This is a genomic window from Janthinobacterium woesei (genome assembly GCF_051380875.1).
GTDB lineage: Bacteria > Pseudomonadota > Gammaproteobacteria > Burkholderiales > Burkholderiaceae_D > Janthinobacterium.
The window spans coordinates 21,567-47,469 of sequence record NZ_JBNYXW010000027.1; the positions used below are offsets into that span (position 1 = coordinate 21,567).

A 25,903-nucleotide genomic window follows, 5' to 3' on the forward strand; every position below is an offset into this window, starting at 1 on the left:
AATGCCGCAAGAGATATAATCGACAGATGTTAAAACAACGCACTATCAAAGAATTGGTCCGCACCATCGGTGTCGGCTTGCATTCAGGAACCAAGGTCGAACTGACCTTGCGTCCCGCCGCGATCGACACGGGCATCGTGTTTCGCCGCGTCGACCTCGATCCCGTGGTGGAGTTTCCTGCCAGTGCCATGGCCGTGGGCGATACGCGCATGGCTTCCGTGCTGATCAAGGATGGCGCCAGGGTTTCTACCGTGGAACATCTGATGTCGGCTGCGGCCGGCCTGGGCGTCGACAATATGTATATTGACGTGAATGCGGAAGAAATTCCCATCATGGACGGTTCCGCTTCATCCTTCGTCTACCTGCTGCAGCAGGCAGGGGTGGAAGAGCAGGAAGCGCCGAAGAAATTCATCAAGGTCATCAAGCCAGTGGAAGTGCGTCACGGCAAGGGCGACGCGGAAAAATGGGCGCGCTTGTCGCCATACGACGGCTTCAAGCTCGATTTTTTCATCGAATTCAATCACCCGGCCGTCGATGGCACGATGCAGCGCGCATCCGTCGATTTCGGCGATGTGTCGTACGTGCACGATGTGGCGCGCGCTCGCACCTTCGGTTTCATGCAGGATGTGGAAAGCTTGCGCGGCATGGGCCTGGCCCGTGGCGGTTCGCTGGAAAACGCCATCGTCATGGATGAGTACCGCATCCTGAACGCGGACGGCTTGCGCTACGAGGACGAGTTCGTGCGCCACAAGATACTCGACGCCATCGGCGACCTGTACCTGGTGGGCCACCCCTTGCTGGCGTATTACACGGCGCACAAATCGGGCCACGCGCTGAACAACCAGCTGCTACTGGCGCTGCTGGAGCAGCCCGATGCGTATGAAATCGTCTCGTTCGCCACGAACGCGGAAGCGCCGCAGTCGTATTTACGTCAAATGGAACGCGAATGGTCCCTGACCTGAGTTAATCCTTCGGTTCGCGGTGGTGGCGCAGCATATTGCGCAGCGCCGCGATCAACTGTTCATTCTGCTTCGACGCGGGCAGGGCCGTGCTCAGCTCTTCCAGGGCCGACATGGCTTTTTCCGGCAAGACCAGCGCGCGCGTATGTACGATGGGCGCGATGCTCTTGATCACTTGCACCTTCAGCTTGATGCTTGAAATCTGCCAGCCCTTCTTTTCCAGTTCCCCTTGCAGTTTTGGCAGTTGCTGCTTGAGCTTGGCCGCCAGCGCCGCATTCGGCGTGGCCAGCACCAGCTGTCCGCTCTCGAATTGCAGGATATCGCAATGCTCGAACATCGCCGGCAAGGCCTTGGCGCAATCTTTTTGCAGGGCAGCCAGGCGCGTGACGGTGGGCATCAGGGATGCCATCGTTGCATTGCCGCGCAGAAAGTCTGTCGCACCAGTAACGGCCGGGCCAGAGCGGGCAAAGCCGTAGCTGCGGCGCTCTGCCTTCGAGTAAGTGGGAGTTCGCATGGGCGAAACATAGCACAACTGGACGGGGCATGACGAGAATGGCGGTGGGCGGGGAGCAGCGAGGGGCGCACCGCATTGCCATACAGTATGGGAAATGTCCGCCTTTTCTGCCATTTGTTTGTCATTAAGCTATTGTTATATAGTGCATTAGCCCAACCTTGACGGGAGCGCATGATAAAATCATCGTCTTTTGCCATAGTCGAACTCCGTGCGGTCACGCGATTGTTACCTCGTTGTCACCTACCGAGCTTTTTTTAACGGCGTTTTTTCAAGAATTCAAGCATGTCATTACTGACCCAGATTTTCGGTAGCCGCAACCAGCGGCTGCTCAAGCAATACCAAAAAACGGTACGCGAGATCAATGCGCTCGAGCCGGTCATCGAAAAGCTGTCGGATGCCGAGCTGCAAGCGAAGACGCCTGCCTTCAAGGAACGCATCGCCGCCGGCGAATTGCTCGATGCCCTGTTGCCAGAGGCATTTGCCGTCTGCCGCGAGGCCAGCAAGCGCGTCCTGCGCATGCGCCACTTCGATGTGCAGATGATCGGCGGGATGGTCTTGCATTTCGGCAAGATCGCGGAGATGGGCACGGGCGAGGGCAAGACCCTGATGGCAACTTTGCCAGCCTACCTGAACGCCTTGTCGGGCAAGGGCGTGCATATCGTCACCGTCAATGACTACCTGGCGCAGCGCGATGCCGAGACCATGGGCCGCCTGTATGCGTGGCTGGGTCTGTCGACGGGCGTGAACATGTCGCAGATGGAGCACAGCGCCAAGCAGCAGGCGTACAGCTCCGACATTACGTATGGCACGAATAACGAATTCGGTTTCGACTTCTTGCGCGACAACATGGTCTACGAAGCGCGCGAGCGCGTGCAGCGCACCCTCAATTTTGGCATCGTCGATGAAGTCGATTCGATCCTGATCGATGAAGCGCGTACGCCCTTGATCATTTCGGGCCAGGCCGAGAACCATACCGACCTGTATCACAAGATGAATGCAGTGCCAGGCATGCTGACCCTGCAAATAGGCGAAGAAACGCCGGATGGCAAGGGCAAGGTTGAAGTGCAGGGCGACTACACCAAGGATGAAAAAGCGCACCAGGTGCTGCTGACGGAAGCGGGCCACGAAAAGGCCGAGCGCATCCTGACGGAAATGGGCCTGCTGCCGGAAGGCGCTTCGCTGTACGATTCGGCCAACATCACGCTCGTGCACCACCTGTATGCGGCGTTGCGCGCGCATGCCTTGTACTTCAAGGATCAGCACTATGTGGTGCAGAACAATGAAGTGGTGATCGTCGATGAATTCACGGGCCGTTTGATGACGGGCCGCCGCTGGTCCGATGGCTTGCACCAGGCCGTCGAAGCGAAAGAAGGAGCGAAGATCCAGAACGAGAACCAGACCCTGGCCTCGATCACCTTCCAGAATTACTTCCGCATGTACGCCAAGCTGGCCGGCATGACCGGTACGGCCGACACCGAAGCGTACGAATTCCAGGAAATCTACGGCCTGGAAACGGTCGTCATCCCGCAAAACCGTCCGCTGCAGCGCAAGGACCGCCAGGATCAGGTCTACAAATCGTCGGCGGAAAAATACAATGCGATGCTGCTCGACATCCGCGACTGCTATGAGCGCGGCCAGCCCGTGCTGGTGGGCACGACCTCGATCGAGAATTCGGAACTGCTGTCGGGCATCCTGGAAAAAGACGGCTTGCCGCACAATGTGCTGAATGCGAAACAGCATGCCCGCGAAGCGGAAATCATCGCCCAGGCAGGCCGTCCGAAAGCCATCACCATCGCCACCAACATGGCTGGTCGCGGTACCGACATCGTGTTGGGCGGTAACGTTGAAAACCAGATCAAAGTCATCGACGCCAATCCTGAGCTGAGCGATGCCGAAAAAGCCGGGCAAGCGGAGAAGCTGCACGATGAATGGCAATCGCTGCACGACCACGTGGTCAACGCGGGCGGCTTGCACATCATCGGCACCGAGCGCCACGAATCGCGCCGCGTTGACAATCAGCTGCGTGGCCGTGCCGGCCGCCAGGGCGATCCGGGTTCGTCGCGCTTTTACCTGTCGCTCGACGACGCGCTGCTGCGCATCTTCGCCGGCGACCGCGTGCGCGCCGTGATGGACCGCTTGAAAATGCCGGAAGGCGAACCGATCGAGGCTGGCATCGTCTCGCGTTCGATCGAATCGGCCCAGCGCAAGGTGGAAGCGCGCAACTTCGACATCCGCAAGCAATTGCTGGAATACGATGATGTGGCCAACGACCAGCGCAAGGTCATCTACCAGCAGCGTAACGAGCTGCTGGAAACGACCGATATCTCGGACATGATCGCTTCCCTGCGCCACGGCGTATTCACCGACCTGGTGCACGAATACGTGCCGCAGGAATCGGTGGAAGAGCAGTGGGATATCAAGGGCCTGGAAAAAACCCTGTCCAGCGAGTGGCAGATCGATTTGCCGCTGCACGAGATGCTGGAAGCCGATCCGACCCTGACGGACGAAGAGATCCTGGAAAAAGTGCTGGAAGCGGCCGACGCCGTGTACCAGTCGAAGATCGATATCGTCGGCAAGGAATCGTTTGGCGGCTTCGAGCGCAATGTCATGCTGCAAAGCGTGGACAGCCACTGGCGTGAACATTTGGCGGCGCTGGACCATCTGCGCCAGGGTATACACCTGCGCGGTTACGCGCAGAAGAACCCGAAACAGGAATACAAGCGCGAAGCGTTTGAACTGTTCGGCCAGATGCTCGACATGATCAAGAACGACGTCACCAAGCACGTGATGACGGTGCGCATCCAGTCGCGCGAAGAAGTTGATGCGGCCGAACAGGCGATGCAGCAGTCGCACGTGGAAAACGTGCACTACCAGCACGCCGAATTCGATCCGAACGCGGCGCCGGAAGAGCTGCTGGCGCCTACCGCCGGCGGCAACATGGACAACGTTGACGACCTGAGCGTGAGCATGGGCGTCAAAGTGGGCCGCAACGACCCATGCCCTTGCGGCAGCGGCAAGAAGTACAAGGCATGCCACGGCAAACTGGCGTAAGACGGCTTCACAGCCTGAACAAAAACGGAGACTGCGGTCTCCGTTTTTTTATGCCTTTTCAATTTGCGGGCGCGCATGTTCAAGGGCGCCGCGAAGGCGCTACAATAGCGCTTCCATTTTCCCTCGCAGAAGAACTCATATGGCCGTCAATTCTCCCAAGCCCGTCGCCGCCGACTTGAAAGCCGTCGCTGGCATTGAAATCGGTGTTGCCGAAGCCGGCATCAAGAAACCCAACCGCAAGGATTTGCTGGTATTGAAACTGGCGCCGACGGCCACCGTGGCTGGCGTGTTCACCTTGAACCGCTTCTGCGCCGCGCCGGTGCAAGTGTCAAAGGCCAACCTGGCCGCCGTGACGGCCGGTGCCGCGCCGATCCGCGCGCTGCTGGTCAATACGGGTAACGCCAATGCAGGCACGGGCGAATCGGGTCTGGCCGCCGCACAGGCCAGCTGCGCCGCGCTGGCCGAGCTGCTAGGCTGCACGCCGCAGCAAATCCTGCCGTTTTCCACCGGCGTGATCCTCGAACCGCTGCCAGTGCAGCGCCTGGTTGCCGGCTTGCCGCAAGCCGTGGCAGCTTTGATGCCGGATAACTGGTTTTCGGCGGCCGAAGCCATCATGACCACCGATACGCAGCCGAAAGCTGCTTCGCGCACGGTCGCCATCGGTGGCCACACTGTCACTTTGACGGGCATCAGCAAGGGCGCCGGCATGATCAAGCCGAACATGGCCACCATGCTGGGTTTTCTCGCCTTCGACGCCAGCGTCGCCCAGCCCGTGCTGGAGCAACTGGTAAAACAGGCAGCCGACAAGTCGTTCAACTGCATTACCATCGACGGCGACACCTCCACCAATGACTCGTTCATGCTGGTAGCGACGGGTGCCGGCAGCCTGGTCATCGATTCGGTCGACTCGCCGCACTATGCGGAACTGGCGGCCGCCGTCACCGAGTTGTCGACGTTCCTGGCGCAAGCCATCGTGCGCGACGGCGAAGGCGCGACCAAGTTCATGACCGTCACCGTGGAAGACGGCCGTAACGTGGAAGAGTGCCGCAAGATCGCCTATTCCATCGCCCATTCGCCGCTGGTGAAAACGGCTTTCTTTGCTTCCGACCCGAACCTGGGGCGCATCCTGGCCGCCATCGGCTATGCGGGCGTGGATGACCTTGACGTAGGTCAATTGAATCTGTACCTGGACGACGTCTGGGTGGCCAAGAATGGCGGGCGCAATCCCGACTACCAGGAGCAGGACGGCCAGCGCGTGATGCAGCAAAGCGAAATCACCATCCGCGTGAAACTGGCGCGCGGCGATGCCACGGCCACCGTGTGGACGTGCGACCTGTCGCATGATTACGTGTCGATCAACGCCGACTACCGCTCATGACCAGCCTCGATCAATTCCTGCTGCGCGCGGAAAGCCTGCTGGCGCGCGTGGAAGCGATCCTGCCGCCGCCTGTGCCAGCGCCGGATTGGAGCAGCTTTGCCTTCCGCTGGCGCCGCCGCCCGAGCGCCGCGCCTTATTTGCAGGCAGTGGCCCACGTATCGTCGATCGCCTTGGATGATCTGCACAATATCGGCACGCAAAAGGGACAGATCGAGCAGAATACGCGTCAATTCGTCAGTGGACGTCCCGCCAACAACGTGTTGTTGACGGGCGCGCGCGGCACGGGAAAATCGTCGCTGATCAAGGCTTGCCTGAATCAGTTTGCCGGCCAGGGCTTGCGCCTGATCGAGGTCGACAAGGCGGATCTGGCCGACTTGCCCGACATCGTCGACCTGGTGGCGGCGCGCCCCGAGCGCTTCATCATCTTTTGCGATGACTTGTCCTTCGAAGAGGGCGAGAGCGGCTACAAGGCGCTGAAAGTGGCGCTCGATGGCAGCATCGCCGCGCAATCGGACAATGTGCTGATCTATGCCACCTCGAACCGGCGCCATCTGATGCCGGAACGCATGTCGGACAACACCAGCTACAAGACCGACGACGATGGCGACCTGCATCCGGGCGAGACGGTGGAAGAGAAAATCTCGCTGTCCGAGCGCTTTGGCCTGTGGTTGTCGTTTTACCCGTTCAAACAGGACGATTATCTCGATATCGCTGCGCACTGGCTCGCTTCGTTCGGCTGCACGCCGGAGCAAATCGCCGCAGCGCGCGGCGACGCCTTGCGCTGGGCCTTGCAGCGCGGTTCGCGCTCGGGCCGGGTCGCCTGGCAATTCGCGCGCGATTATGCGGGAAAGTTGCCGCAATGAACGAAGTGACGTCGCAGGACAAAGTTCAGCCTGTCGATGTGGCCGTTGGCATCCTGATGAAGCCGAATGGCGATGTCTTGCTGGGCCAGCGCCCGGCCGGCAAGCCATATGATGGCTATTGGGAGTTTCCTGGCGGTAAAGTCGAAGCGGGCGAAGCCATCCTCGACGCGCTCAAGCGCGAGTTTATCGAGGAGCTGGGTTTGTATATCGACAGCGCCGAAGCCTGGTGCGGCGTGGAATATGTGTATCCGCACGCCCATGTACGCCTGCATTTCTATATCAGCCGCGACTGGCGCGGTGAGCCGCAAAGCCTGGAAGGGCAGGCTTTCGCCTGGCAAGGCACGGTCGGCGTGGAGCCCTTGCTGCCGGCCACCATTCCCCTGCTGGAATGGCTCGACGAGGTGCGTCGCGAGTTCTTGCTACCTGCCTGATCTGCAGCCAGCAGGCAGCGCAATGCTGTGTGCTGGCGCAAGCTTTCTTCTTGCTTTCCTTGTAATGGCCGCGCGTTGCGCTACAGTGCTCTCATTACGCACTGGGGGAACTCGCATGCCGCTGACCCTGACCTTTACCGATACCGATGAATTGCTGCTCGCCGCGCTGCACAAGCGTGCCCGCGCGCATGGGCGCAGCATCGAGGAAGAGCACCGCGACATCCTGCGCAGCGTTTTGCGGCCGCTGCCGAAGCGTCCGCTTGACGATATCTTGCGGAGCATGCCCGACGTGGGCTCCGATATGGATTTCGAGCACCGCTCCTGATCCGCCATGTGCGCCTACCTGGTCGATACGGATGTGATCGTTGCTGCGCGCAAGGGCAGCAGTGCGCCGCCAGGCGTCGCGGCCTTTTTCGAGCGGGTGGCGCCCGAGGCGCGCTATGTGCCGGTGCAGGTGATCGCGCAATTGCGCGCAGGCATACAGCGCAGCTGGCAGCGTGAAGCCGCGCTGGAGGCGCTGGCCCTGGAGGCCTGGCTGGAAGCGCTGCAGGCTGAGTATGCGCCGCGCGTGCTGGAATTCGACCTCGATTGCGCCCACGTGTGCGCTCGCCTGCATGGCCATGCGCATGGCGTGGACGGGCAGATCGCGGCGATGGGCATCGCCTATGGCTTGACGGTGGTCAGTGGCAGGCTGGACGGCTTCGTGGCGCAGGGATTACGCCTGGAAAACCCGTTTATCTGAGGATTATTGGGGCTTGTTGTCTTCGTCAGCCAACGGATCTTCGAACGGATCGGCGGCGGGAATCGTGTACTTTTCCTCGGCCCAGGCGCCCAGGTCGATCTGCTTGCAGCGTTCCGAGCAGAAGGGGCGGAATTTGTTGGCTTCAGTCCACTCGACTTTGGCGGCACAGGTAGGGCAGTTGACTACGGTCATGGCAATAACAGTTAAAAATTACAGAGCGTGAGCTCGAATGAGACATCTTCTTCCAGCGGCTTGGGCTTCAAGTCGCCGCCCTGGGTGGTGAAGCGTACCCACAGCATGTATTTGTTGGCGGAAATTTCCGGGATGGCGCCGCTGCTTTCATCCAGGCTCAGGCGCAGCATCTGGTACACCTTGCCTTGCAGCATTTGCTGGTAGCTGCCGCCATTGGCGATCAGTTTAACGGGTCCGCCGGAATCGCGCAGCAGGCGCAGCACCAGGGCCAGCGCATCGAACAGTGGCGCCAGCGGGGCAAACCAGGCGTGGATATCGGCCAGGCGCTGTTCCGAGCTACGTTTTTGCCAGGCAAAATACGACGGTAAGTCGAATTCGCAGGCGCCACCGGGAATGATGGTGCGGCCGCGGATGCTCATCAGCCATTCATTATCGCGGATATTCTGCCCAGTCTTGCCTTGCGCCGCCACCAGGGCGCCGCTGACACTGTCGAGCTCGCCCAGGATGGAGTCCAGGGTTTCCGGTTCCACATTTGGATTGCTGCGGTAGCCCAGCAAACTCTGGCGCTGGCGTTCGAGTTCCTGTAGCAGATCCGACTTCAGGTCGGCGCGGCCAGCCACTTCCAGCATGTCGAAAATGGTTGCTAAGGCAACATGGTGCTGCATTGCATGTTCTTGCTGGATAAAGAACTTGAATTTGTCGTACAGGTCTTCCAGCCGCAACAAGGTACGTATGCGTTCGTTGAAAGGGTATTCGTAGACAATCAAAATAATTCCCTTAAGTAAGGACCTGCAAACAATCCTGTGATTTTGAACCAAGCGTCGACAAATTACAAACGTTGCGACCCGATTCCGGCCATTCTTTTTGAAAATGCCAGATATAAATCGTGCAACTGGGCAATCTGCGGCGCCAGCGCGGCCAAATCGCCATTGTTGTCGATGACATCGTCTGCCGCCGCCAGGCGCATGGCGCGCGTTGCCTGCGTGGCCATGATGGCTTTCACTTGCTCTTCCGATAAGCCGTTGCGCGCCATCACGCGCGATACTTGCAAGCTTTCCAGGCAATCGATGACCAGCACGCGGTTGACCCGCTCCACCCAGCCGCCGGATTCGACCAGCAAGGGTACGGCAAAGATCACATAGCTGCCCGTCGCTTCGGCGGCCGCTGCCAGGGTGGCCTGGCGGATGCGCGGGTGCAAGATACCTTCCAGCTTCGCCTTGGCAGCGGCATCGGAAAACACCAGATTGCGCATCTTGGTACGGTCGAGGGCGCCACGGGCATCGGCGTAATCGGCGCCAAATTGCGCCACCAGGGCCGGCATGGCCGCGCCATTCGCTGCCGTCAGGCTATGCGCGATCTGGTCGGTGTCGACGATGGAAGCGCCGCGCGCGGCAAACATGTCGGCCACCGTGCTCTTGCCGCAACCGATGCCACCGGTGAGTCCCACGCTGAAATAGGGGGCGTTTTGTATTTGCATGTATTTATCCATGTGGGGGCGCATTACTGCGCCAGTCAGCCGATCAGGCCAAGCGTGAGCCGCGACAGGGGGGTGCCGTACAGCAGGGCGATGAAGCCCGCAGCGGCAAGATAAGGGCCAAACGGGATGGGCTTGTCACGTCCCCGCTTGGCGAAGACGATCAGGCCGATGCCGACCACCGCGCCGACCAGCGACGACAATAATATGATCGTCGGCAACATGGTCCAGCCCAGCCACGCACCCAGCGCCGCCAGCAATTTGAAGTCACCATAGCCCATTCCCTCCTTGCCTGTCGCCAGCTTGAAGGCCCAGTACACACCCCACAGGGCCAGATAGCCGGCAGCGGCGCCAATCACGGCGTCTTGCAGCGGCACGAAAGTGCCATTGATATTGACCAGCAGTCCGGCCCACAGCAGGGGGAAGGTGAGGTCGTCGGGCAGCATTTGCGTATCGGCATCGATGAAAGTCATGGCGATCAGCAAATAGGCAAACACGAGCGTGGCCAGCCCCGTCCAGCCGCTGCCGAAATGCCAGATCAGCATGGCCGACAGCACGCCGGTCAGCAATTCCACCAGCGGATAACGGGGCGAAATGGGCGCCTTGCAAGCGCTGCACTTGCCGCGCAGCAATAGATAGCTGATGACGGGAATATTTTCCATGGCCGTGATGCGATGGCCGCAGGCGGTGCAGTTCGAATGCGGCAGCATCAGGTTGTAGCGGTCCGTGTGCGGCAGCGGCAGGCCGTTTTCTTGCGCCACGTAATTGTCGGACTCGCGCTGCATCATTTTCGGCACGCGGTGGATCACCACGTTCAGGAAGCTGCCGACGATCAGGCCGAACAGGGCGGCAACGAGGGCGACGGGCAGGTTGCCGGGCGCGGCGAACAACAGGGTATCTTGCAGCATGGTGGATTTGTCTGAGGTGATGAATGTTGCCGCGCAAACATTGCTAGGCACTGCCGCAGTGTAAAACATCCGCCCGCGCATGGGGGTGTTTTGCGTGGCGTCACCGTCAAATCACGGTGCCGAGCTTAAAAATCGGCAAATACAGGGCGATCACGAGGGCACCGACCAGCACGCCCAGCACCACCATCAGCGCCGGCTCCAGTAACGAGGTGAGGATGGCGACGGTCGTTTCGATGTCTGCTTCGATGATATCGGCCGCGCGCGACAGCATGGCGTCGAGTGCGCCCGACTCTTCGCCGATCAGCGCCAGTTGCGTCAGCAGCGGGGGAAACACGCCGCTGTGTTCCATGGCCAGGGCCAGGCTACCGCCGGCGCGGATTTCGCGCTCGATGCGTGTCGTTGCTTCCTGGTACAGCGCGTGGCCGGACGCCGCGCCCACCAGGTCGAGCGAATCGAGCAGTGGCACGCCGGCGGCGAACATGGCGGCCAGGGTGCGCGTCCAGCGGGCAAGCGCCGCCTTGCGCAAGAGCGGGCCGAACAGGGGCAATCGCAGTGCCTGCAATTGTGTGGAACGGCGCAGGGCGGGCCAGCGGCGCCAGGCCAGGCGCAGCAGCAGGCAGGCCAGTACCAGCGCCGCCAGCAAGACCAGCCAGTAGCGCACAAGAAAGGCGGACAAGCCCATGACGACCAAGGTCGGCAGCGGCAAGGGCGCGCCGAAGCTGTCGAATACCTGGCGGAAGGCGGGCACGACCACGCTCATGATGATGGCCGTGACGATGATGGCGACGAGCACGATGGCTAGCGGATACATCAGCGCGCCGCGCACTTGCCGCCGCAGGGCGATGGCCTTTTCCTGGTGCGTGGCCAGGCGCGCCAGCAATTCCTGCACGATGCCCGCTTGCTCGCCGGCTGCCAGCAAATTGCAATACAGCTCGTCAAACAGCAGGGGGAACTGGCGAAATGCTTGCTGCAGGCTGCTGCCCGCTTCGATGTCGCGGCGCAAGTCCTGCATCAGCTGCGTGATGGCCGGCTTGGCATGGCCCTTGCCGGCGATGTCGAAGGCATGCAGCAGCGGCACGCCGGCCGCCATCATGGTCGACAGCTGGCGTGTAAACAGGGCGATATCCTTGTGCGTGATGGCCTTGCCGAGTCTGGTGGGTGAGGCGCGTACCCGCGTGGCCAGGATGCCCTGGCGCCTTAGCGCGACGCCAGCTGCCGCCGCATCGGCCGCGCGCAAGACCCCATCGACCGCCTGGCCATGGCGATCCGTTCCTTTCCATGCAAACCGCTGCTCGGCCGCCATGTGCGCCTCCTGCCGTCACGGTAGCAGGGAAGGGCCAAAGCGCCAGCGCGGACGGCGGCAAGCTTGATCTGGCTCAGTTTTTTGTGGTTTGCACTTCCGTCTGTACCACGGCCTGGGCCTTGACGTCGGCCGCGTCTTCCGCGTCGCTAGCCGTGCCCTTGCTGATGCTTTCGCCATCGTCGCGGCGCAAGGTCCAGAAGGTCAGCGAGGACAGCACCGTCAAGGCAGCGAGCGTCAGGAATGTGTGGTGCAGCGCCGTGCTGAGCATGGCGCGGTCCGATTGCGGCATGTCGCCCAGGTACCAGCCCGTGATCAGCGAGCCGAAGGCCAGGCCAAAGCTCATCGACAGTTGCTGCATCGAACTGGCGATGGTGCTGGCCATGCTGGAATCGCTATTGTTCACATCGGCATAGGCGATGGTGTTCATGCTGGAAAACTGCAGCGAGTTGAAAAAGCCCAGGAACAGGCTGATGAAGACGATCACATACAGTGGCGTGCCCGCACCCACCTGCGAAAACATGGCGATGGTGATGCCGATCAGCACGGTGTTGACGATCAGTACCTGGCGGTAGCCGAAGCGGGCCAGCACGCGCGCGGAAATGAACTTCATGCCCATGGCGGCGGCGGCCGACGGCATCATCAGCAAGCCCGACTGCCAGGCGGGCAAGCCCAGGCCCAGCTGGTACAGTAGCGGCAGCAGGAAAGGCAGGCCACCGACGCCCAGGCGCGTGACGAAGCCGCCCACCACCGAAACGCGGAAGGTGCGGATCTTGAACAGGGTCAGGCGCAGCAGCGGGTGCAGCACTTCGCTCGAATGCCAGGCATACGCAGCCAGCAGGCTGATGGAAATGAACAGCAGCACGGCAAACGAGGTGGGATCGATCCTGTGCTCGCCGAAGATTTCCAGCAGCCACGACAGCAGCGCGATGCCCGTGCCGAACAGCACCAGGCCGATCAAGTCCAGTGGACGCGGCTTGTCGCCGTAATAGTCGGGCATGTAGCGGTGCGCCAGATACAGCGCCACCAGTCCCACCGGCACATTGACGAAGAAAATCTCGCGCCACGACAGCCAGTGCACGATCAGCCCACCCACAGTGGGCCCCAGCAAGGGGCCGATCAGGGCAGGGATGATGACAAAATTCATGGCCGCCAGCAATTGCGACTTGGGAAAGGTGCGGATGATGGTCAGCCTGCCCACCGGCATCATCATGGCCGCGCCCACCCCTTGCAGCAGGCGTGAGGCCACCAGCATCGGTGAATTGACGGACAGGCCGCACAAAATCGAGGCGATGGTGAAGATGGCGACGGCGGCGGAAAACACGCGCCGCGTGCCGAAACGGTCGGCCATCCAGCCACTGATGGGGATGCACACGGCCAGGCTCAGAATATAGCTGGTGACGACCGCCTTCAGGCTCAGCGGTGTCACATTCAGGCTGGCGGCCATGGCGGGAATGGCGGTGTTGACGATGGTGGAGTCGAGCTGCTCCATGAACAGGGCGGTGGCAACTACCCAGGGAAGGTAGCTTTTAATCGGGGAACTGGTCATGGATGCGGAGCCTGGTAATGGATACTGCGCCTGTGGTATGCCCGCAATTGTCACATATTTAACCCGGATGCGTCGCCGCCGCGCCTGCTTTTATATTACACCGAAGAAAGAGTAGCTAGTTCCCCAGCCGGTCCAGCGCTTCCATCAACGGTAGCGCTGCATCGGCGATGCGCTCCAGGCTGGCCTCGCGCAGGGCGCTTGTGTCGACCGTATGGTCCGATGCGAGTCCTGCCCAGCGCAGCAGTGCCGCGCAGGCGGCGGGCGTGTCGAACATGCCGTGTAAATAGCTGCCCAGGATTTGCCCGTCGTCCGATACTGCCCCTTCGGGGCGGCCGGCGACGACGAAGGCCGGCTGCTGCATGGCTGCGCCATGCGACACGCCCATGTGGATTTCATAGCCAGCCACGGAAATGCCGCCCGCGCCCGCAAACGCGCAGTGCCCCGCGACTTGCTCCAGGCGTTTCTCAAGCGTCAGCTGCGTGCTCATGTCGAGCAAACCGAGTGCCTTTGACTCGCCGATAGGCCCTTCCACGCCCAGCGGATCGTGCACGCACTGCCCCAGCATCTGGAAGCCGCCGCAGATGCCGATCACCTTGCCGCCATAGCGCAAATGTTTCGCCAGGTAGGCGGGCCAGCCCTGCTGCTGCAGCCAGGCCAGGTCGCCGCGCGTGTTTTTACTGCCAGGCAGGATCACCAGGTCGGCTGGCGGAATCGCTTGTCCCTGCTGGATGAATTGCAGGTCGATATCCGGGTGCGCGCGCAGCGCGTCGAAATCCGTGTGGTTGCTGATGCGCGGCAGTTGCGGCACCACGACTTTAAAGGCGCCCCGTTCGGCCTGCATCGCTTCGACGGCGTCTTCCGCGTCGAGGAACAGGCCTTGCAGATACGGCAGCACGGCCAGCACGGGCTTGCCCGTCTGCTGTTCCAGCCATTCGATGCCGGGTTGAAGCAGCGAGATGTCGCCGCGGAAGCGGTTGATGACGAAGCCGATGATGCGCGCCCGCTCGCTGTCGGACAGGCACGCCAGGGTGCCGATGATGTGCGCGAAGACGCCGCCGCGGTCGATGTCGGCCACCAGGATCACGGGACAGTCGACAGCTTCGGCAAAGCCCATGTTGGCGATGTCGCGTGCGCGCAGATTGATTTCGGCGGGACTGCCCGCGCCTTCGACGACGACGGCGTCGTACTGCTGGCGCAGGCGCGCATACGATTCCAGCACGGCGCCCATGGCGATGCTCTTGTATTGCTGGTAGTCGTGCGCATCCATCTCGGCGCGCACCTTGCCATGAATGATTACCTGTGCGCCCGTGTTCGACGAGGGTTTCAGCAGCACCGGGTTCATGTCCGTATGCGGCGCGATGCGGCAGGCGAGCGCCTGCAGGGCTTGCGCGCGGCCGATCTCGCCGCCATCGCTTGTTACCGCGCTATTCAATGCCATGTTTTGCGGCTTGAACGGCGCCACCGTCACGCCGCGCCGCGTCAAGAGGCGGCACAGGGCCGCCACCACGGTGCTCTTGCCCGCGTCCGAGGTCGTGCCCTGCACCATCAGGGCGGAGAATGGCGCTTTCAGCGTCATTGGGCCGCTTTCGTGCGGCGCTGGCGGGCCAGTTCCAGCTGTTCGCACATGGCAGCCGTGCCCTCGATCATGCGCGGCCCGGCGCGGTTCAGCAGGTCGCCATTCAGGCGGAACAGGTTATTGCGGCGCACGGCCGTCATCGACGGGAAGGCGCGCCACATGGCCAGTCCACCCTCGCTGCGCGGATCGTTCTTTTCGCTGGTGCCGAAAATGACTTCCGGGTCTTCCTGCAGCACGCCTTCCGGCGTGACGATGGGCGCCACCACCTTCATCGCTGCAAAGATGTTCTGCGCGCCGCACACGCGCATCGCGTCGCTGATGATACTGGAACCGCTCAGGGTATATAGAGGCTTGTCCCACACCTGGTAAAACACGCGCACAGGCGGGCGTTGCGCGTATTGCGCGCTCAAACTGGCCAGTCTGGCGCGCAGCTGCGCGGCGGCAGGCCTGGCGACTTTTTCCGTACCCATCAACTGGCCCAGGCGCTCCATGCTGTCGGGGATGTCGGCCAGCTTGGCCGGTTCGCTGTGATAGATGGGTACTTTCAGCTGGCGCAGCATGGCGATCTGGCGCTCCGCGCTGCCATGCCGCCAGACGACGATCAGGTCCGGCTTCATGGCGATGATGCGTTCCATGTCGTACTGGCGGTTGTCGCCCACCTGCGTGATTTTTTTTGCCGCTTCCGGGTAGTCGCTATAGCTGATAACGCCGACAATCTTCTCGCCGCCGCCGGCCGCGAACAGCAGTTCCGTGACGTGCGGCGCCAGTGCCAGGATGCGCTGCGGGGGTTTTTCCAGGGTAATGGCAATGCCGTCGTCGTCGCGCACGGTGATGGCGGCATGCGCCTGCAGCGAGATCAGTCCGGCCAGCAGCAGTGCTGTTTTCAGGTGGTTCATGTGTGCTTCCATGCGGTGAGGGCCTGCTGCAGGCGCAGCCAGGCGTGTTCGTCGGGGGGCAAGCCCAGGCGGATGCCGTGGGCGGCGTGGCGGAACAGGCGTACCCAGATGCCATGTTCGGCCATGTGGCGCCAGAAGGCGACTGCGCGTGCTTCCGGCCACCATTGAAACAGCGCAGTACCGCTGCTGGCGATGCCGTGGCTAGCCAGCAGTTGCTGCAGGCGTGCGCCGTCGCCGCGCAGGCGGTCGCGCATCGCAGCGTGCCAGTGCGTGTCGGCGAGTGCAGCCAGCGCCACTTGCTGCGCCGGGCCGCTGACGCTCCAGGGGCCCAGCAAATCGGCCAGTTCGGTCAGCAGTGCGGGATGGGCGGCGACAAAGCCCAGGCGCAGCCCCGCCAGGCCAAAGAACTTGCCGATTGAACGCAGCACAATCAAACCGGGCTGGCTTGACTGCGGCCCCAGGCTGGCTTGTGCTTCCGTGTCGCCAAATGCTTCATCGACCACCAGCCAGCCGCCGCGCGCGGCCAGCTTGCCAGCCCACTCCAGCAGCGAGTCGGGCGCAATGCGCTCGCCCGTGGGATTGTTCGGATTGCAGACGACCAGCACGTCGCAGCTGTCGACGGCATCGGCCAGTTGCGCATACGACACCTGCCGCAAATCGTGGCCGTGCAGGCCCCAGTGGTGTGCATGTTCCGCGTACGATGGCGCGGCCACCACCACGCGCGACGGTGCGCGTAGCCGGGGCAAGGCCTGGATGGCCGCCTGCGTGCCGGCCACGGGCAGCATGGCCAGCGCGCCGTAATAGGTGCAGGCGGCGGCAGCCAGCGCAGGATCGGTTTCCGGCAGCCGGTGCCAGGCGTTGGCGCTAGGTGCTGGCGCTGCATACCAGTGCGGGTTGATGCCCGTCGACAGGTCGATCCAGTCGGCGATAGGTCGGCCGTATTCGCGCGCGGCGTCGCGCAGGTTGCCGCCGTGTTCAAGCAAGGTAGTTCTCCCGCAGGTAAAACAGACCCGTGGCCAGCGCCATCCAGATCAGCCACAGCACGGCCGTCTCGGCCACCAGGCGCCAGGCGCGGTCGATATCGCGTGCTTCGGCGGGACGGCCGCAGCCCAGTGGTGGGCGGCGTTCCAGTTCGCCGTCGTAGATGGCGTCGCCGCCCAAGGCCAGGCCCAGGGCGCCCGCGCCACTGGCCATGACGGGGCCAGCATTCGGGCTGCCCCAGTTCGGCGCCTGGCTGCGCCAGCAATGCCAGGCGCGCCGCTTGTCTGCCATGCTCTTGCCCAGCATGACATACGACAGGGCCGTCAGGCGCGCCGGCAGGTAATTGAGGATGTCGTCGATACGCGCGGCGCAGCAGCCGAACCAGTCGTAGCGTGCATTGCGGTAGCCCCACATGGCGTCGAGTGTGTTCGCCAGTCTGAATAGCACGGCACCGGGACCGCCAGCCACGGCAAACCAGAACAGGGTGCCGAAGACGGCATCGTTGCCGTTTTCCAGCAGGGACTCCGTGCTGGCCTTGGCCAGGCTGGCCGCATCGGCGTTGGCCGTGTCGCGGCTGACGATGCGCGCCGTCAACAGGCGCGCGTTGTCCAGGTCACCAAAGGCCAGCGCATCGGCGATCGGTTGATTGTGGTCGCGCAGGCTGCGCAGGCCCAGGCACAGGTACAGCAAGAAGACATGCAGAGCGGCACCGGCCAGGCCGCACAGCCACGCAGCGATGCAGGTGATGGGCAGCACGGCCAGCGACCACGCCAGCGCGCCGCGCAGAAAGCGCCGACTGCCCCGGTTCAGCAGACGCTCCAGCGCGCAGGCGATGCGGCCAAAGCCTACCAGCGGGTGCCAGCGCCGTGTTTCGCCCAGCAGCATGTCGAGTAGCACGCCGGCCGCCATGAGGATGGCGAGCATGGGCAGCGACAAGCCGCTTAGCATGGCGCGCCCTTCAGGTGCAGCGGCAGGCCGGCGGCGATAAACACGGCCTTGTCGCAGATGGCCGCCACGGCCTGGTTCAAACGTCCCGCTTCATCGGTGAAGCAGCGCGAGATGGCGCCATACGGCACAATGCCCATGCCTACTTCATTCGATACGAGTATGAGGTCGCAGCCCTTGCAGCCGGTCTCCTCCATTTCCGCCAGCGCGCGCAACAGGTGCGCGCGCTCGTTGTGGAACAGTTCGGGCAAGACGATGTCGCCCACGTCCGGGTAGTTTTCGCCGCTGGAAAACATCAAATTTGTCAGCCACAGGGTCAGGCAGTCGACCAGCAGCAGCCGGCCAGGGCGCGCCTGCTGCAAGATGGCGTCGCCCAGGCGCAGCGGTTCTTCCAGCGTCGCCCATTCGGCCGGGCGCAGCGCCCGATGATGGTCGATGCGCGTGGCCATCTCGCCGTCGCCCGCCTGCGCAGTGGCGATGTAGATGACTTCCTTGCCCGATGCGCGGGCCAGTTGCTCGGCGTAGGCGCTCTTGCCGGAGCGGGCGCCGCCGAAGACCAGGGTGCGCGTCATGGCGCTGTTACCACTCGGTGCCGGCTTGCGCGACTATGCCGGCCGCATACGCATGCTTGACGACGGCCATTTCGGTGACGGTGTCGGCGATTGCGATCAACTCATCTGGCGCGCCGCGCCCCGTGATGACCACGTGCTGCATCTGCGGGCGCTCCAGCAAGTCGGCGATGACGGTGTGCACGTCGAGATAGTTGTATTTGAGGGCGATATTGAGCTCGTCGAACAGCACCAGGCCGTAGCTTGGGTCGGCCAGGAAGGTCTTTGCCTGTTCCCATGCCAATTCGGCTTTTTCGATGTCGCGCTCGCGGTTTTGCGTTTCCCAGGTATAGCCTTCGCCCATGGCGTGGAAGCTGATTTCGTCGGGGAAGCGGCGCAGGAATTTTTCTTCGCCGGTCGACATGGCGCCCTTGATGAACTGCACCACGCCCACCTTCATGCCGTGGCCCATGGCGCGGATGGCCATGCCGAAGCCGCTCGAACTCTTGCCCTTGCCATTACCCGTGTTGACGATGATGATGCCGATTTCCTTGTCAGCCTTGGCGATGGCCGCATCGATGATGGCTTTCTTGCGCTCCATGCGCACGCGGTGGCGCTGGTTTATAGCTGCGGTATTGGCGGCGGTGTCCGCATCGATAGCTTTGTTGTCGCTCATGTTTAATCCTCTTTCGGTATGAATATCTTGCGTTTGCCGTGCTCGATGATCTCGATCGGGTGACCCAGGTAGCCGCTCAGGATGGACGCTTGCATCACCTCGGCCACGGGGCCGGCCAGCCAGCCGCCATCACCCATCAGCAGTAGCGCGTGGGTCGAGACGCTGTGCGCCAGGTTCAGGTCGTGGCCTACCATGACCACGGTTTTTTTCTGTTCGCGGCACAGCCTCGATAGCAGGCCCATGACGCTGACCTGGTGCGCCAGGTCCAGTGCGTTGGCCGGTTCATCGAGCAGCAGCAAGGGCGTGTCCTGCGCCAGCATGGCGGCAATCGCCACGCGCTGGCGCTCGCCGCCCGACAGGCTGCGCACGTCGCGCTCGGCCAAATGCTCCACTTCCATCGACGCCAGCGCCGCCAGGGCGATGCGCTGGTCGTCGCTGCCTTCCCAGTAATGGCTGTCGTGATAGGGGTGGCGCGCCGACAGCACCGTTTCGATCACGCGGTACGAGAACGCGTCATGCCGCGCCTGCGCCAGGAAGGCGCGTTCGCGCGCCAGTGCGCCCAAAGGCCAGTCGATCAGCGCGCGGCCCTGTATCGTCACATGGCCCGCATCCGGTTCGCGCAGGCCGGCCAGGGCGCGCAGCAGGGTGCTCTTGCCGGCGCCATTGCGGCCGATCACGCTCCAGCATTCGCCGTCCTGGATGCTCCAGGTGAGGTTGTCCACCAGCGTGCGCGTGCCCGCCTTCAGGCCAAGTTGGTAGGTTCTGATCATTTGCGGCGCAATCGATGGAGCTGGTACAGGAAGACGGGCGCGCCTATCATGGCCGTGACCACGCCGACAGGCAGCTGCAGGGGCGCCAACACGGTGCGTGCCAGCGTGTCTGCCAGTACCAGGAAGGTGCCGCCGGCCAGCGCGGCGGCGGGTATCAATAGGCGATGGTCGGGGCCGCAGGCAAAGCGCAGCGCGTGCGGTACGATCAAGCCGACGAAGCCCACGCTGCCGGCGCTGGTGACGGCGCTGGCCGTGAGCAGGCCGGAACAGAAGAACAGTCCCTTGCGCAGGGCGCCCACGCGAACGCCCAGGGTGCTGGCCGCTTCCGCGTGCAGGGCCATGATGTTCAGCGAGCGCGCGCAGCGCAGCGCGAATACCAGCGCGCCAGCCAGGACCAGCCAGGGCATCAGCCGCGCCGGCGCACCGGACAGGTCACCGATCATCCAGAAGATCATGCTGCGCAAGCGGCTTTCAGGGGCAATCGACAACATCAGGGTGACGATGGCCATGCAGGCCGAAGCGAGGATCACGCCCGTCAGCAGCAACAGCGAAGCGCCGCCTTCGGCCGCAGCACCGCCGCGCAGGTCGCGCCGGGCAAACAGGTACAGCAGCATGGAAACGCCAACGGCACCGGCAAAGGCGGCCGCGTCGACCACCCACAGCGCGCACATGAACAGCAGCGCGGCCAGTGCACCCACGGAAGCGCCGGCGGAAATGCCCAGCACATACGGGTCGGCCAGGGGATTACGCAGCAGCGCTTGCATCATCACGCCGGCCAGCGACAGCGCCGCGCCAGTGACAAAGGCGGTCAGCGCGCGGCCCAGGCGCAGGTCAAGCAGGGTGGCGGCGAGGGTATCGGTCTTGCCCTGCACGACATGGAGCAGGCCGGAAGGCAGGTCGGCGAGCGGAATCGCGATCGAACCGATCATGCCGGAGAAAATCAGGCTGGCAACTGCGCACGCGACCAGCACCGTGATGATCACGGTGGCGCGGTGGCGCATATTGCGGAAGAAAGGGTGCATGTACTGCCTTCGGACATCTGACCAAACCTACTGCGCGTCGCGATTTGCGGCCTGCGATGCTCACTGTGCCTACGCACAGTTGCGCTTCTCAGCCACAACTCACTTCCGCTCGCTACGGTTTTGTCAGACGTCGTTAAAATTTGAGAGCTACATTGCGGGTGATGACAATGCCGCCATCGCCCGCAGCTTACATCAAGGCTACTTGCTTATTTCATGCCGTAGCGCACACCGACGAAGACTTTCGAGCCTGGAGTCGCGTAGAAGCGGGCCAGTTCGTAGTCCTTGTTGGCGATGTTGTTCCAGCGCGCCAGCACCGACCATTCAGGAGCGAACTGGTAGCTTGCGTACAGGTTGACCAGGCCATAACCGCCCAGCACGTTCTTGTTGGCAGCATCGTCGTAGCGTTTGCCCGACAACTGCCATTCGGCGCCCGACGTCAGCGCGCCAGCCGTGTAGTCGACGTTGAGGTTGGCGTGCTGCTTGGCGCGGCGCTGCAGTTGTTTGTCCTTGGTTTCATCGCGTGGGTCTTGCAGGTCGATGTTGCCGCTGACATGGAAGGCGCCAAACTTGCGGCTGGCGGCCAGGGTCACGCCTTCCAGCAGTGCCTTGTTGACGTTGTAGGCGCAACCGTAGCTGCCGTTGAACAGCGGATCCGGGCAAGGCGTGGTGTTGACCAGCAGGTCGGTGACCTTGTTATGGTAGTAGGTCGCGCTCAGTTGCGATACTCCATCGTTGTAATGCAGGCCGATTTCAGCGTTGCGGCCCGTTTCCGGCTTGTTCGATGCCAGGCCGTAGCCGGGGTAGTACAGTTCATTGAAGGTCGGAGCACGGAAGCTGGTGCCGTAGCTGGCGTTCGCGCGCAGCGCATTGCTGATGCGGTAGCCGTAGGCAACGCTGCCCGTGTTGTGCGAACCGAATGCCGAATTGTCGTCGCGGCGGCCGCTGATATTGAACAGATGCGCGCCGCGCACCATGTTGTACGCCGCTGCGTAGGACTTGGTATTGCGTGCGCCCGTCACTTCCGGCGTGCTGCTCGACATCACGTCTTCATCGCGGTAGCTGGCCAGCAGTTGCAAGTTGTCGCGGCCGATACGAATGTCGTTTTGCCAGGTGAGATCGGTTTGCTTGGTGTCGATCTGGCTCTTGCCCCACGACGCGGCACTGCTGTCGTCGCCCGACTTGTCGCGTGCTTCCGCGTAGCGCAGTTCGCTGGTCCAGTTGGGCAGGAATGCGTTCTTCGTGAAGACGGAAATGTTTTCCAGCTTCTGGTTGCTGCGTGCATCGTAGCCAGGACCCGCGTCGTACTGGGCTTTCAGTGTGCTGTTCAGGAACACCAGGCCAACTGCATGGCCTTTCGCCATCTGGTAGCCGAACTGGCCGCTGATGCTCTCCTTGTCGTAGCCGTCCTTGTCCGGGTTGTAGGTGAACGAGGATGCGCCCAGCTTGGAAGCGGAGAAACCGTCCGATTTTTCCTTGCCGGCCGCCAGCGCGTAGCTGAAGCTGTTCACGCCGCCCGTGGAACCTGCCACCTGTGCTTCGACCTGGCGCGTATTGTTGCTGCCATAGCCCGCGAAAGCGGAAAAGCGCGCCGCGCCGTCGCCTTTCTTGGTAAAGATCTGGATCACGCCACCGATGGCGTCGGCACCGTACATGGTGCTCAACGGGCCGTAGACGATTTCAACGTGGTCGATGCTCGACAGGGGCAGGGCGCTCCAGTTGGCCGTGCCGACGGTGGACGAGCCGATGCGCACGCCATCGACCAGGACGATATTCTGGGTGCTGTTCGCGCCGCGGATGAAAACGCTGGCCGCGGAGCCTGCGCCGCCGTTGCGCGTCACCTCGATGCCGCGCTGCTTTTGCAGCAAGTCGACCAGCGAGCTGGCGCCCGAGTGCGCGATTTCTTCCGCGCTGATGGTCTGCGTATCGCTCAACACTTCGCTCAGGTGCTGTGAGTAGCGGCTGGCGGTGACGACGATTGGGTCGAAAGTGTCGGGCGTGGTTTGGGCGAAAGCGGCAGGCGCGGCAATGGCTAGCGCGAGCGACGTGAGTGCCGCGTGGCGGGAAACAGCATGAGTCATGATAATTTTCAGTAAGTAATATGCAACCAGCCGACGTCCCCGTTGGCCAGATTGAACAGAAGTGGGAACTGAAGATGACGATCGAAGACGGCCCATGAGCCATTCGGATCGCGAACATCCCCGTTCGCACACTTCCACCTGTCCTGGCCGGTATCCGGGCTGGCAAGTACGGCTATCCCACCTTCCCATACTCGATGATTGCAAGCACAGTGGTTGTCAGAGATAGCTTGTCACCCGCTTCCTGTAGGAGGGGCGACACTTGCTTACCGTTGCGGGGGCAGCACACGTTCGCCGCGAGCGCGGCATCGTGTTTCCCGTTTAACTGCGCTCATGGACATGAACGCGGGCACCAAAACCCCGCCATTATACGTGCAGTGGGCGTGGACTGACATGGCTGGCTGGACGATTCGATATCAGAAATCGACGACGACGGTCGCACCGTAAGCGATTTTATGCGCCGAAGTGGCTGCCAGCAGGGCAGTTTCCTCCAATGGCAGCCCGGCTTGCAAGGCAGATAGCAGGCGGATAGTGCCAGCATGGCAGATGATGACCACAGTTTCGTGTTGTTCGCGCAATAGATCGTGTAAAAATGCCTCGACGCGGGCGGCCATCGCCAGCACATTTTCGCCGCCACCTGGCCGGTAATGGGCCATATTGGCAGCCCAGGCATCGATATTCTGGCGGGCTATCGCGTGCCAGGGGCGCATTTCCCAGCTGCCAAAATCCATTTCGGCCAGTCTTTTGTCATAGATCAAGGTGCTGGCCGGCAGGTCTTGTGCCAGTACGCGTGCCAGGTCAGCGCAGCGGCGCAGCGGGCTGGCATAAACTGGCACATGCGCTGGCAGGGACGCTTGCAGGCTGGCACGCACGGCGGCCATTTCATGTGGCGCCACCACCACGTCGCTGCGGCCGTAGCAGGTGCCGCTGGTGACTTGCGGTGACGGGTGGCGAACCAGGATCAGGCGCATGGGTGCCTATTTAGTAGAAGCGTACAGGTGGCTGAAAGCTGGACAGGATGGCCAGGTAAATCGCCACTTCCGCCAACTGCTGGACGGCACCCAGGCAGTCGCCCGTATAGCCTTGCAGGCGGCGCTGGCACTTGCGGCCCAGCCAGCAGGCGGCGCCGACGGCCGCCACGATGGCAAATGCCAGCGCGCTCCAGTCAACTATCCCCAGCACGCCGCTGACGATGGCGGGCAGCAGGCCACAGACGGCGGCGATGATGAATTCCCCGGTGGTCATTTCCTGTGCCATCGGCTTGGCCTTGCCTTCGTCGCGCGCATAGTCCATGGCCCAGATCAGCGAGACGGCGGCCAGGCGCGACAGCGGATGGGCGATGCACAGTGCTGCCACAACGGCCGCTGGTGGCAGCGTAGCCAGCGCCATGCATTTGATGGCGAGCAAACAGACAATGCCGATGGCGCCATACGCGCCGATGCGCGAATCTTTCATGATTTCCAGCACCCGTTCGCGCGTCAAGCCGCCACCGAAGCCGTCGCACATGTCGGCGAAACCGTCTTCATGGAAGGCGCCCGTCAGGTAAATGCCAGCGGCGACGGCCAGTAGCACGGCCACTGCCGAGGGCAAGAGCCAGCTGGCCAGCAGATACACGGCGCCGGAAATCGCCGCCACCACTACCCCCACCAAGGGGAAATAGCGCGAGGCATGCTGCAGCCAGGCCGGCTCGAAACCCACCCAGCGGGGTATCGGCAAGCGCGTGAAGAACTGCAGCGCGATGAAGAACAAGCGGCATTGGTGGATAGCGGCCGTAAGGGGATTGAGCATGGTCTTAGTCTGACGGGGACTTTTCGCTGACCTGGGCCGAGGCGAAAGTTGCCATTTCGCGCATGAAATTGACTGCCGCGTGCAGCAAAGGTAACGCCAGCGCGGAACCCGTACCTTCGCCCAGGCGCAGATCGAGCTGCAGCAGCGGGCGCGCTTTCAGGCTGGCCAGCAGCTGGCGGTGGCCGTTTTCATCGGAACAGTGCGAAAACACGCAGTAATCGAGAATGGCCGGCTGCAAGCGCGCCGCCACCAGCAGGGCGCTGCTGACGATAAAGCCATCGATCAGCAAAATCATGCGCCGCTCGGCTGCCTTGAGCATGGCGCCGGCCATCATGGCGATCTCGAAACCGCCAAAGGTGGCCAGCACGGCTAGCGGCTCGTTGACTGTCGCGTGATGCGCGACGGCCGCCTCGATCACCTGCTGTTTGTGCAGCACCCCCTCTTTTGACAAGCCCGTGCCGGCGCCCACACATTGTGCGACGGGCGTGTTGGTCAGTTTGTGCATCAGTGCGGCTGCGGCCGTGGTGTTGCCGATGCCCATTTCGCCAAATCCCAGCACATTGCCGTCGAGCGTGGCGGCAAGGTCCATCCCTGCCTGCATGGCGGCAAGGCATTGCTCCTGGCTCATGGCGGGTTCCTGGGCGAAATTGCGTGTGCCTGGGCCTTGCTTGCGGTCAAGCAAGCCATCGCGCGGGCCGAAATCGTGGTTTACGCCAGCATCTACTATATATAAGGCGCAATCGCTCTGGCGGGCGAAGACATTGATGGCGGCGCCATTGCCCAGGAAGTTCTCCACCATCTGCCAGGTCACGCTTTGCGGATAGGCAGAAATGCCTTCCGCCACCACGCCATGGTCGGCCGCGAAAACGATGATGGCTGGATTGTGCAGTGCCAATTGTGTGCTTTGCTGTATCAGGCCGATCTGGCGGGCCAGGGTTTCCAGCATGCCCAAACTGCCCAGCGGCTTGGTCTTGCTATTGATGGCATGGTCGAGTTCGCTGGCCAGTACGGGATTGGCGGTGGGGGAAATGTGTGGGATAGGCATGGGGATCAAGGTAGATGAGAGGCAGAATGTTGCTGGCGCTACGATATCACACAGCAATATTTACTTGTACGCAAAATAGCCCTTGCGGGGCGGGCAGGGCTTTGCTATAGTTCGCCTCCCCGATGAGACGCAGTCAAATGCGGCAGTTGAGGATCACCGGAAACGGCGATGCAGTAAGTTTTTAAGCGCAATGCGCTGAAAAACGAAGGTTGACAAAGTA

The 25,903-nt window shown here is 62.3% G+C and carries 26 protein-coding genes and 1 riboswitch; of the genes, 7 read left to right on the plus strand and 19 right to left on the minus strand.

Translation table 11 applies throughout. The annotated features are described in order from the left end of the window. Positions 1-26 precede the first annotated feature (26 nt). A complete protein-coding gene (gene lpxC / locus ACQ4W6_RS24580; RefSeq protein WP_436569787.1) occupies positions 27-962 on the plus strand; it encodes a UDP-3-O-acyl-N-acetylglucosamine deacetylase in 936 nt (311 codons plus the stop codon). Position 963: 1 nt separating this feature from the next. Here lpxC and ACQ4W6_RS24585 read toward each other — a convergent pair whose 3' ends face one another. Further along, on the minus strand, positions 964-1,473 hold the full coding sequence (locus ACQ4W6_RS24585; protein WP_436569788.1) for a DciA family protein: 510 nt from the start codon (positions 1,471-1,473) through the stop codon (positions 964-966). A 282-nt stretch (positions 1,474-1,755) separates the two neighbouring features. Between ACQ4W6_RS24585 and secA the strand changes: the two genes are divergently transcribed. The 6 genes from secA to ACQ4W6_RS24615 all read left to right on the plus strand — a co-directional run bounded on the left by secA (position 1,756) and on the right by ACQ4W6_RS24615 (position 7,938). Then, positions 1,756-4,524, plus strand: coding sequence for a preprotein translocase subunit SecA (secA, locus tag ACQ4W6_RS24590; RefSeq protein WP_436569789.1), 2,769 nt, complete (start codon positions 1,756-1,758; stop codon positions 4,522-4,524). A 139-nt stretch (positions 4,525-4,663) separates the two neighbouring features. Continuing rightward, entirely contained in the window at positions 4,664-5,902 is a 1,239-nt protein-coding gene (gene argJ / locus ACQ4W6_RS24595; RefSeq protein WP_436569790.1) for a bifunctional glutamate N-acetyltransferase/amino-acid acetyltransferase ArgJ, read from the plus strand. Continuing rightward, positions 5,899-6,765, plus strand: a complete 867-nt coding sequence (locus ACQ4W6_RS24600; RefSeq protein WP_436569791.1) for an ATP-binding protein — start codon at positions 5,899-5,901, stop codon at positions 6,763-6,765. The genes argJ and ACQ4W6_RS24600 overlap by 4 nt, the downstream gene beginning before the upstream one ends. Further along, positions 6,762-7,196: an NUDIX domain-containing protein gene (locus tag ACQ4W6_RS24605; RefSeq protein WP_436569792.1), complete on the plus strand. Its 435-nt coding sequence runs from the start codon at positions 6,762-6,764 to the stop codon at positions 7,194-7,196. Before ACQ4W6_RS24600 ends, ACQ4W6_RS24605 begins: the two co-directional genes overlap by 4 nt. 115 nt (positions 7,197-7,311) lie before the next feature. Next, on the plus strand, positions 7,312-7,521 hold the full coding sequence (locus ACQ4W6_RS24610; protein WP_436569793.1) for a FitA-like ribbon-helix-helix domain-containing protein: 210 nt from the start codon (positions 7,312-7,314) through the stop codon (positions 7,519-7,521). Between the two features lie 6 nt (positions 7,522-7,527). Next, on the plus strand, positions 7,528-7,938 hold the full coding sequence (locus tag ACQ4W6_RS24615; RefSeq protein WP_436569794.1) for a PIN domain-containing protein: 411 nt from the start codon (positions 7,528-7,530) through the stop codon (positions 7,936-7,938). A 3-nt stretch (positions 7,939-7,941) separates the two neighbouring features. Here the strand turns inward: ACQ4W6_RS24615 and yacG are convergent, their stop codons facing one another. From yacG to cobT, 18 genes are all read right to left on the minus strand, one after another. Beyond that, positions 7,942-8,130 carry a DNA gyrase inhibitor YacG gene (gene yacG, locus ACQ4W6_RS24620; protein ID WP_101483945.1) on the minus strand — a complete coding sequence of 63 codons (189 nt, stop codon included), beginning with the start codon at positions 8,128-8,130 and terminating at the stop codon, positions 7,942-7,944. 11 nt (positions 8,131-8,141) lie between these two features. After that, positions 8,142-8,897 (minus strand): cell division protein ZapD, encoded by a 756-nt coding sequence (zapD, locus tag ACQ4W6_RS24625; protein ID WP_436569795.1) that lies wholly within the window; start codon positions 8,895-8,897, stop codon positions 8,142-8,144. A gap of 62 nt (positions 8,898-8,959) precedes the next feature. Then, complete coding sequence (gene coaE / locus ACQ4W6_RS24630; protein ID WP_436569796.1) at positions 8,960-9,607, minus strand: dephospho-CoA kinase; 648 nt, start codon at positions 9,605-9,607, stop codon at positions 8,960-8,962. A gap of 35 nt (positions 9,608-9,642) precedes the next feature. Continuing rightward, the gene (locus ACQ4W6_RS24635; protein WP_436569797.1) at positions 9,643-10,512 is read right to left on the minus strand and encodes a prepilin peptidase; all 870 of its coding nucleotides are present in this window, start codon (positions 10,510-10,512) and stop codon (positions 9,643-9,645) included. Between the two features lie 106 nt (positions 10,513-10,618). Beyond that, a complete protein-coding gene (locus tag ACQ4W6_RS24640) occupies positions 10,619-11,815 on the minus strand; it encodes a type II secretion system F family protein (RefSeq protein WP_436569798.1) in 1,197 nt (398 codons plus the stop codon). Positions 11,816-11,888: 73 nt separating this feature from the next. Beyond that, on the minus strand, positions 11,889-13,361 hold the full coding sequence (locus tag ACQ4W6_RS24645) for a DHA2 family efflux MFS transporter permease subunit (protein WP_436569799.1): 1,473 nt from the start codon (positions 13,359-13,361) through the stop codon (positions 11,889-11,891). 115 nt (positions 13,362-13,476) lie between these two features. Next, positions 13,477-14,937: a cobyric acid synthase gene (locus ACQ4W6_RS24650; protein ID WP_436569800.1), complete on the minus strand. Its 1,461-nt coding sequence runs from the start codon at positions 14,935-14,937 to the stop codon at positions 13,477-13,479. Next, the gene (locus ACQ4W6_RS24655; RefSeq protein ID WP_436569801.1) at positions 14,934-15,833 is read right to left on the minus strand and encodes a cobalamin-binding protein; all 900 of its coding nucleotides are present in this window, start codon (positions 15,831-15,833) and stop codon (positions 14,934-14,936) included. The genes ACQ4W6_RS24650 and ACQ4W6_RS24655 overlap by 4 nt, the downstream gene beginning before the upstream one ends. After that, positions 15,830-16,816, minus strand: coding sequence for a threonine-phosphate decarboxylase CobD (gene cobD / locus ACQ4W6_RS24660; RefSeq protein ID WP_436569802.1), 987 nt, complete (start codon positions 16,814-16,816; stop codon positions 15,830-15,832). The genes ACQ4W6_RS24655 and cobD overlap by 4 nt, the downstream gene beginning before the upstream one ends. Then, on the minus strand, positions 16,809-17,762 hold the full coding sequence (gene cbiB / locus ACQ4W6_RS24665) for an adenosylcobinamide-phosphate synthase CbiB (protein WP_436569803.1): 954 nt from the start codon (positions 17,760-17,762) through the stop codon (positions 16,809-16,811). Before cbiB ends, cobD begins: the two co-directional genes overlap by 8 nt. Beyond that, positions 17,756-18,331 (minus strand): bifunctional adenosylcobinamide kinase/adenosylcobinamide-phosphate guanylyltransferase, encoded by a 576-nt coding sequence (cobU, locus tag ACQ4W6_RS24670; protein ID WP_436569804.1) that lies wholly within the window; start codon positions 18,329-18,331, stop codon positions 17,756-17,758. The genes cbiB and cobU overlap by 7 nt, the downstream gene beginning before the upstream one ends. Positions 18,332-18,338: 7 nt before the next feature. Beyond that, on the minus strand, positions 18,339-18,983 hold the full coding sequence (gene cobO, locus ACQ4W6_RS24675) for a cob(I)yrinic acid a,c-diamide adenosyltransferase (RefSeq protein ID WP_436569805.1): 645 nt from the start codon (positions 18,981-18,983) through the stop codon (positions 18,339-18,341). A 2-nt stretch (positions 18,984-18,985) separates the two neighbouring features. Continuing rightward, positions 18,986-19,753 (minus strand): ABC transporter ATP-binding protein, encoded by a 768-nt coding sequence (locus ACQ4W6_RS24680; RefSeq protein WP_436569806.1) that lies wholly within the window; start codon positions 19,751-19,753, stop codon positions 18,986-18,988. Next, positions 19,750-20,775 carry a FecCD family ABC transporter permease gene (locus ACQ4W6_RS24685; protein WP_436569807.1) on the minus strand — a complete coding sequence of 342 codons (1,026 nt, stop codon included), beginning with the start codon at positions 20,773-20,775 and terminating at the stop codon, positions 19,750-19,752. Before ACQ4W6_RS24685 ends, ACQ4W6_RS24680 begins: the two co-directional genes overlap by 4 nt. Before the next feature lie 206 nt (positions 20,776-20,981). After that, the gene (locus ACQ4W6_RS24690; RefSeq protein ID WP_436569808.1) at positions 20,982-22,853 is read right to left on the minus strand and encodes a TonB-dependent receptor domain-containing protein; all 1,872 of its coding nucleotides are present in this window, start codon (positions 22,851-22,853) and stop codon (positions 20,982-20,984) included. Positions 22,854-22,981: 128 nt separating this feature from the next. Then, positions 22,982-23,222: riboswitch (cobalamin riboswitch) on the minus strand. Between the two features lie 44 nt (positions 23,223-23,266). Further along, complete coding sequence (locus ACQ4W6_RS24695) at positions 23,267-23,821, minus strand: histidine phosphatase family protein (RefSeq protein ID WP_436569809.1); 555 nt, start codon at positions 23,819-23,821, stop codon at positions 23,267-23,269. Between the two features lie 10 nt (positions 23,822-23,831). Beyond that, positions 23,832-24,638 carry an adenosylcobinamide-GDP ribazoletransferase gene (locus tag ACQ4W6_RS24700; protein WP_436569810.1) on the minus strand — a complete coding sequence of 269 codons (807 nt, stop codon included), beginning with the start codon at positions 24,636-24,638 and terminating at the stop codon, positions 23,832-23,834. 4 nt (positions 24,639-24,642) lie between these two features. After that, entirely contained in the window at positions 24,643-25,683 is a 1,041-nt protein-coding gene (gene cobT, locus ACQ4W6_RS24705) for a nicotinate-nucleotide--dimethylbenzimidazole phosphoribosyltransferase (RefSeq protein ID WP_436569811.1), read from the minus strand. Positions 25,684-25,903: the final 220 nt, after the last annotated feature.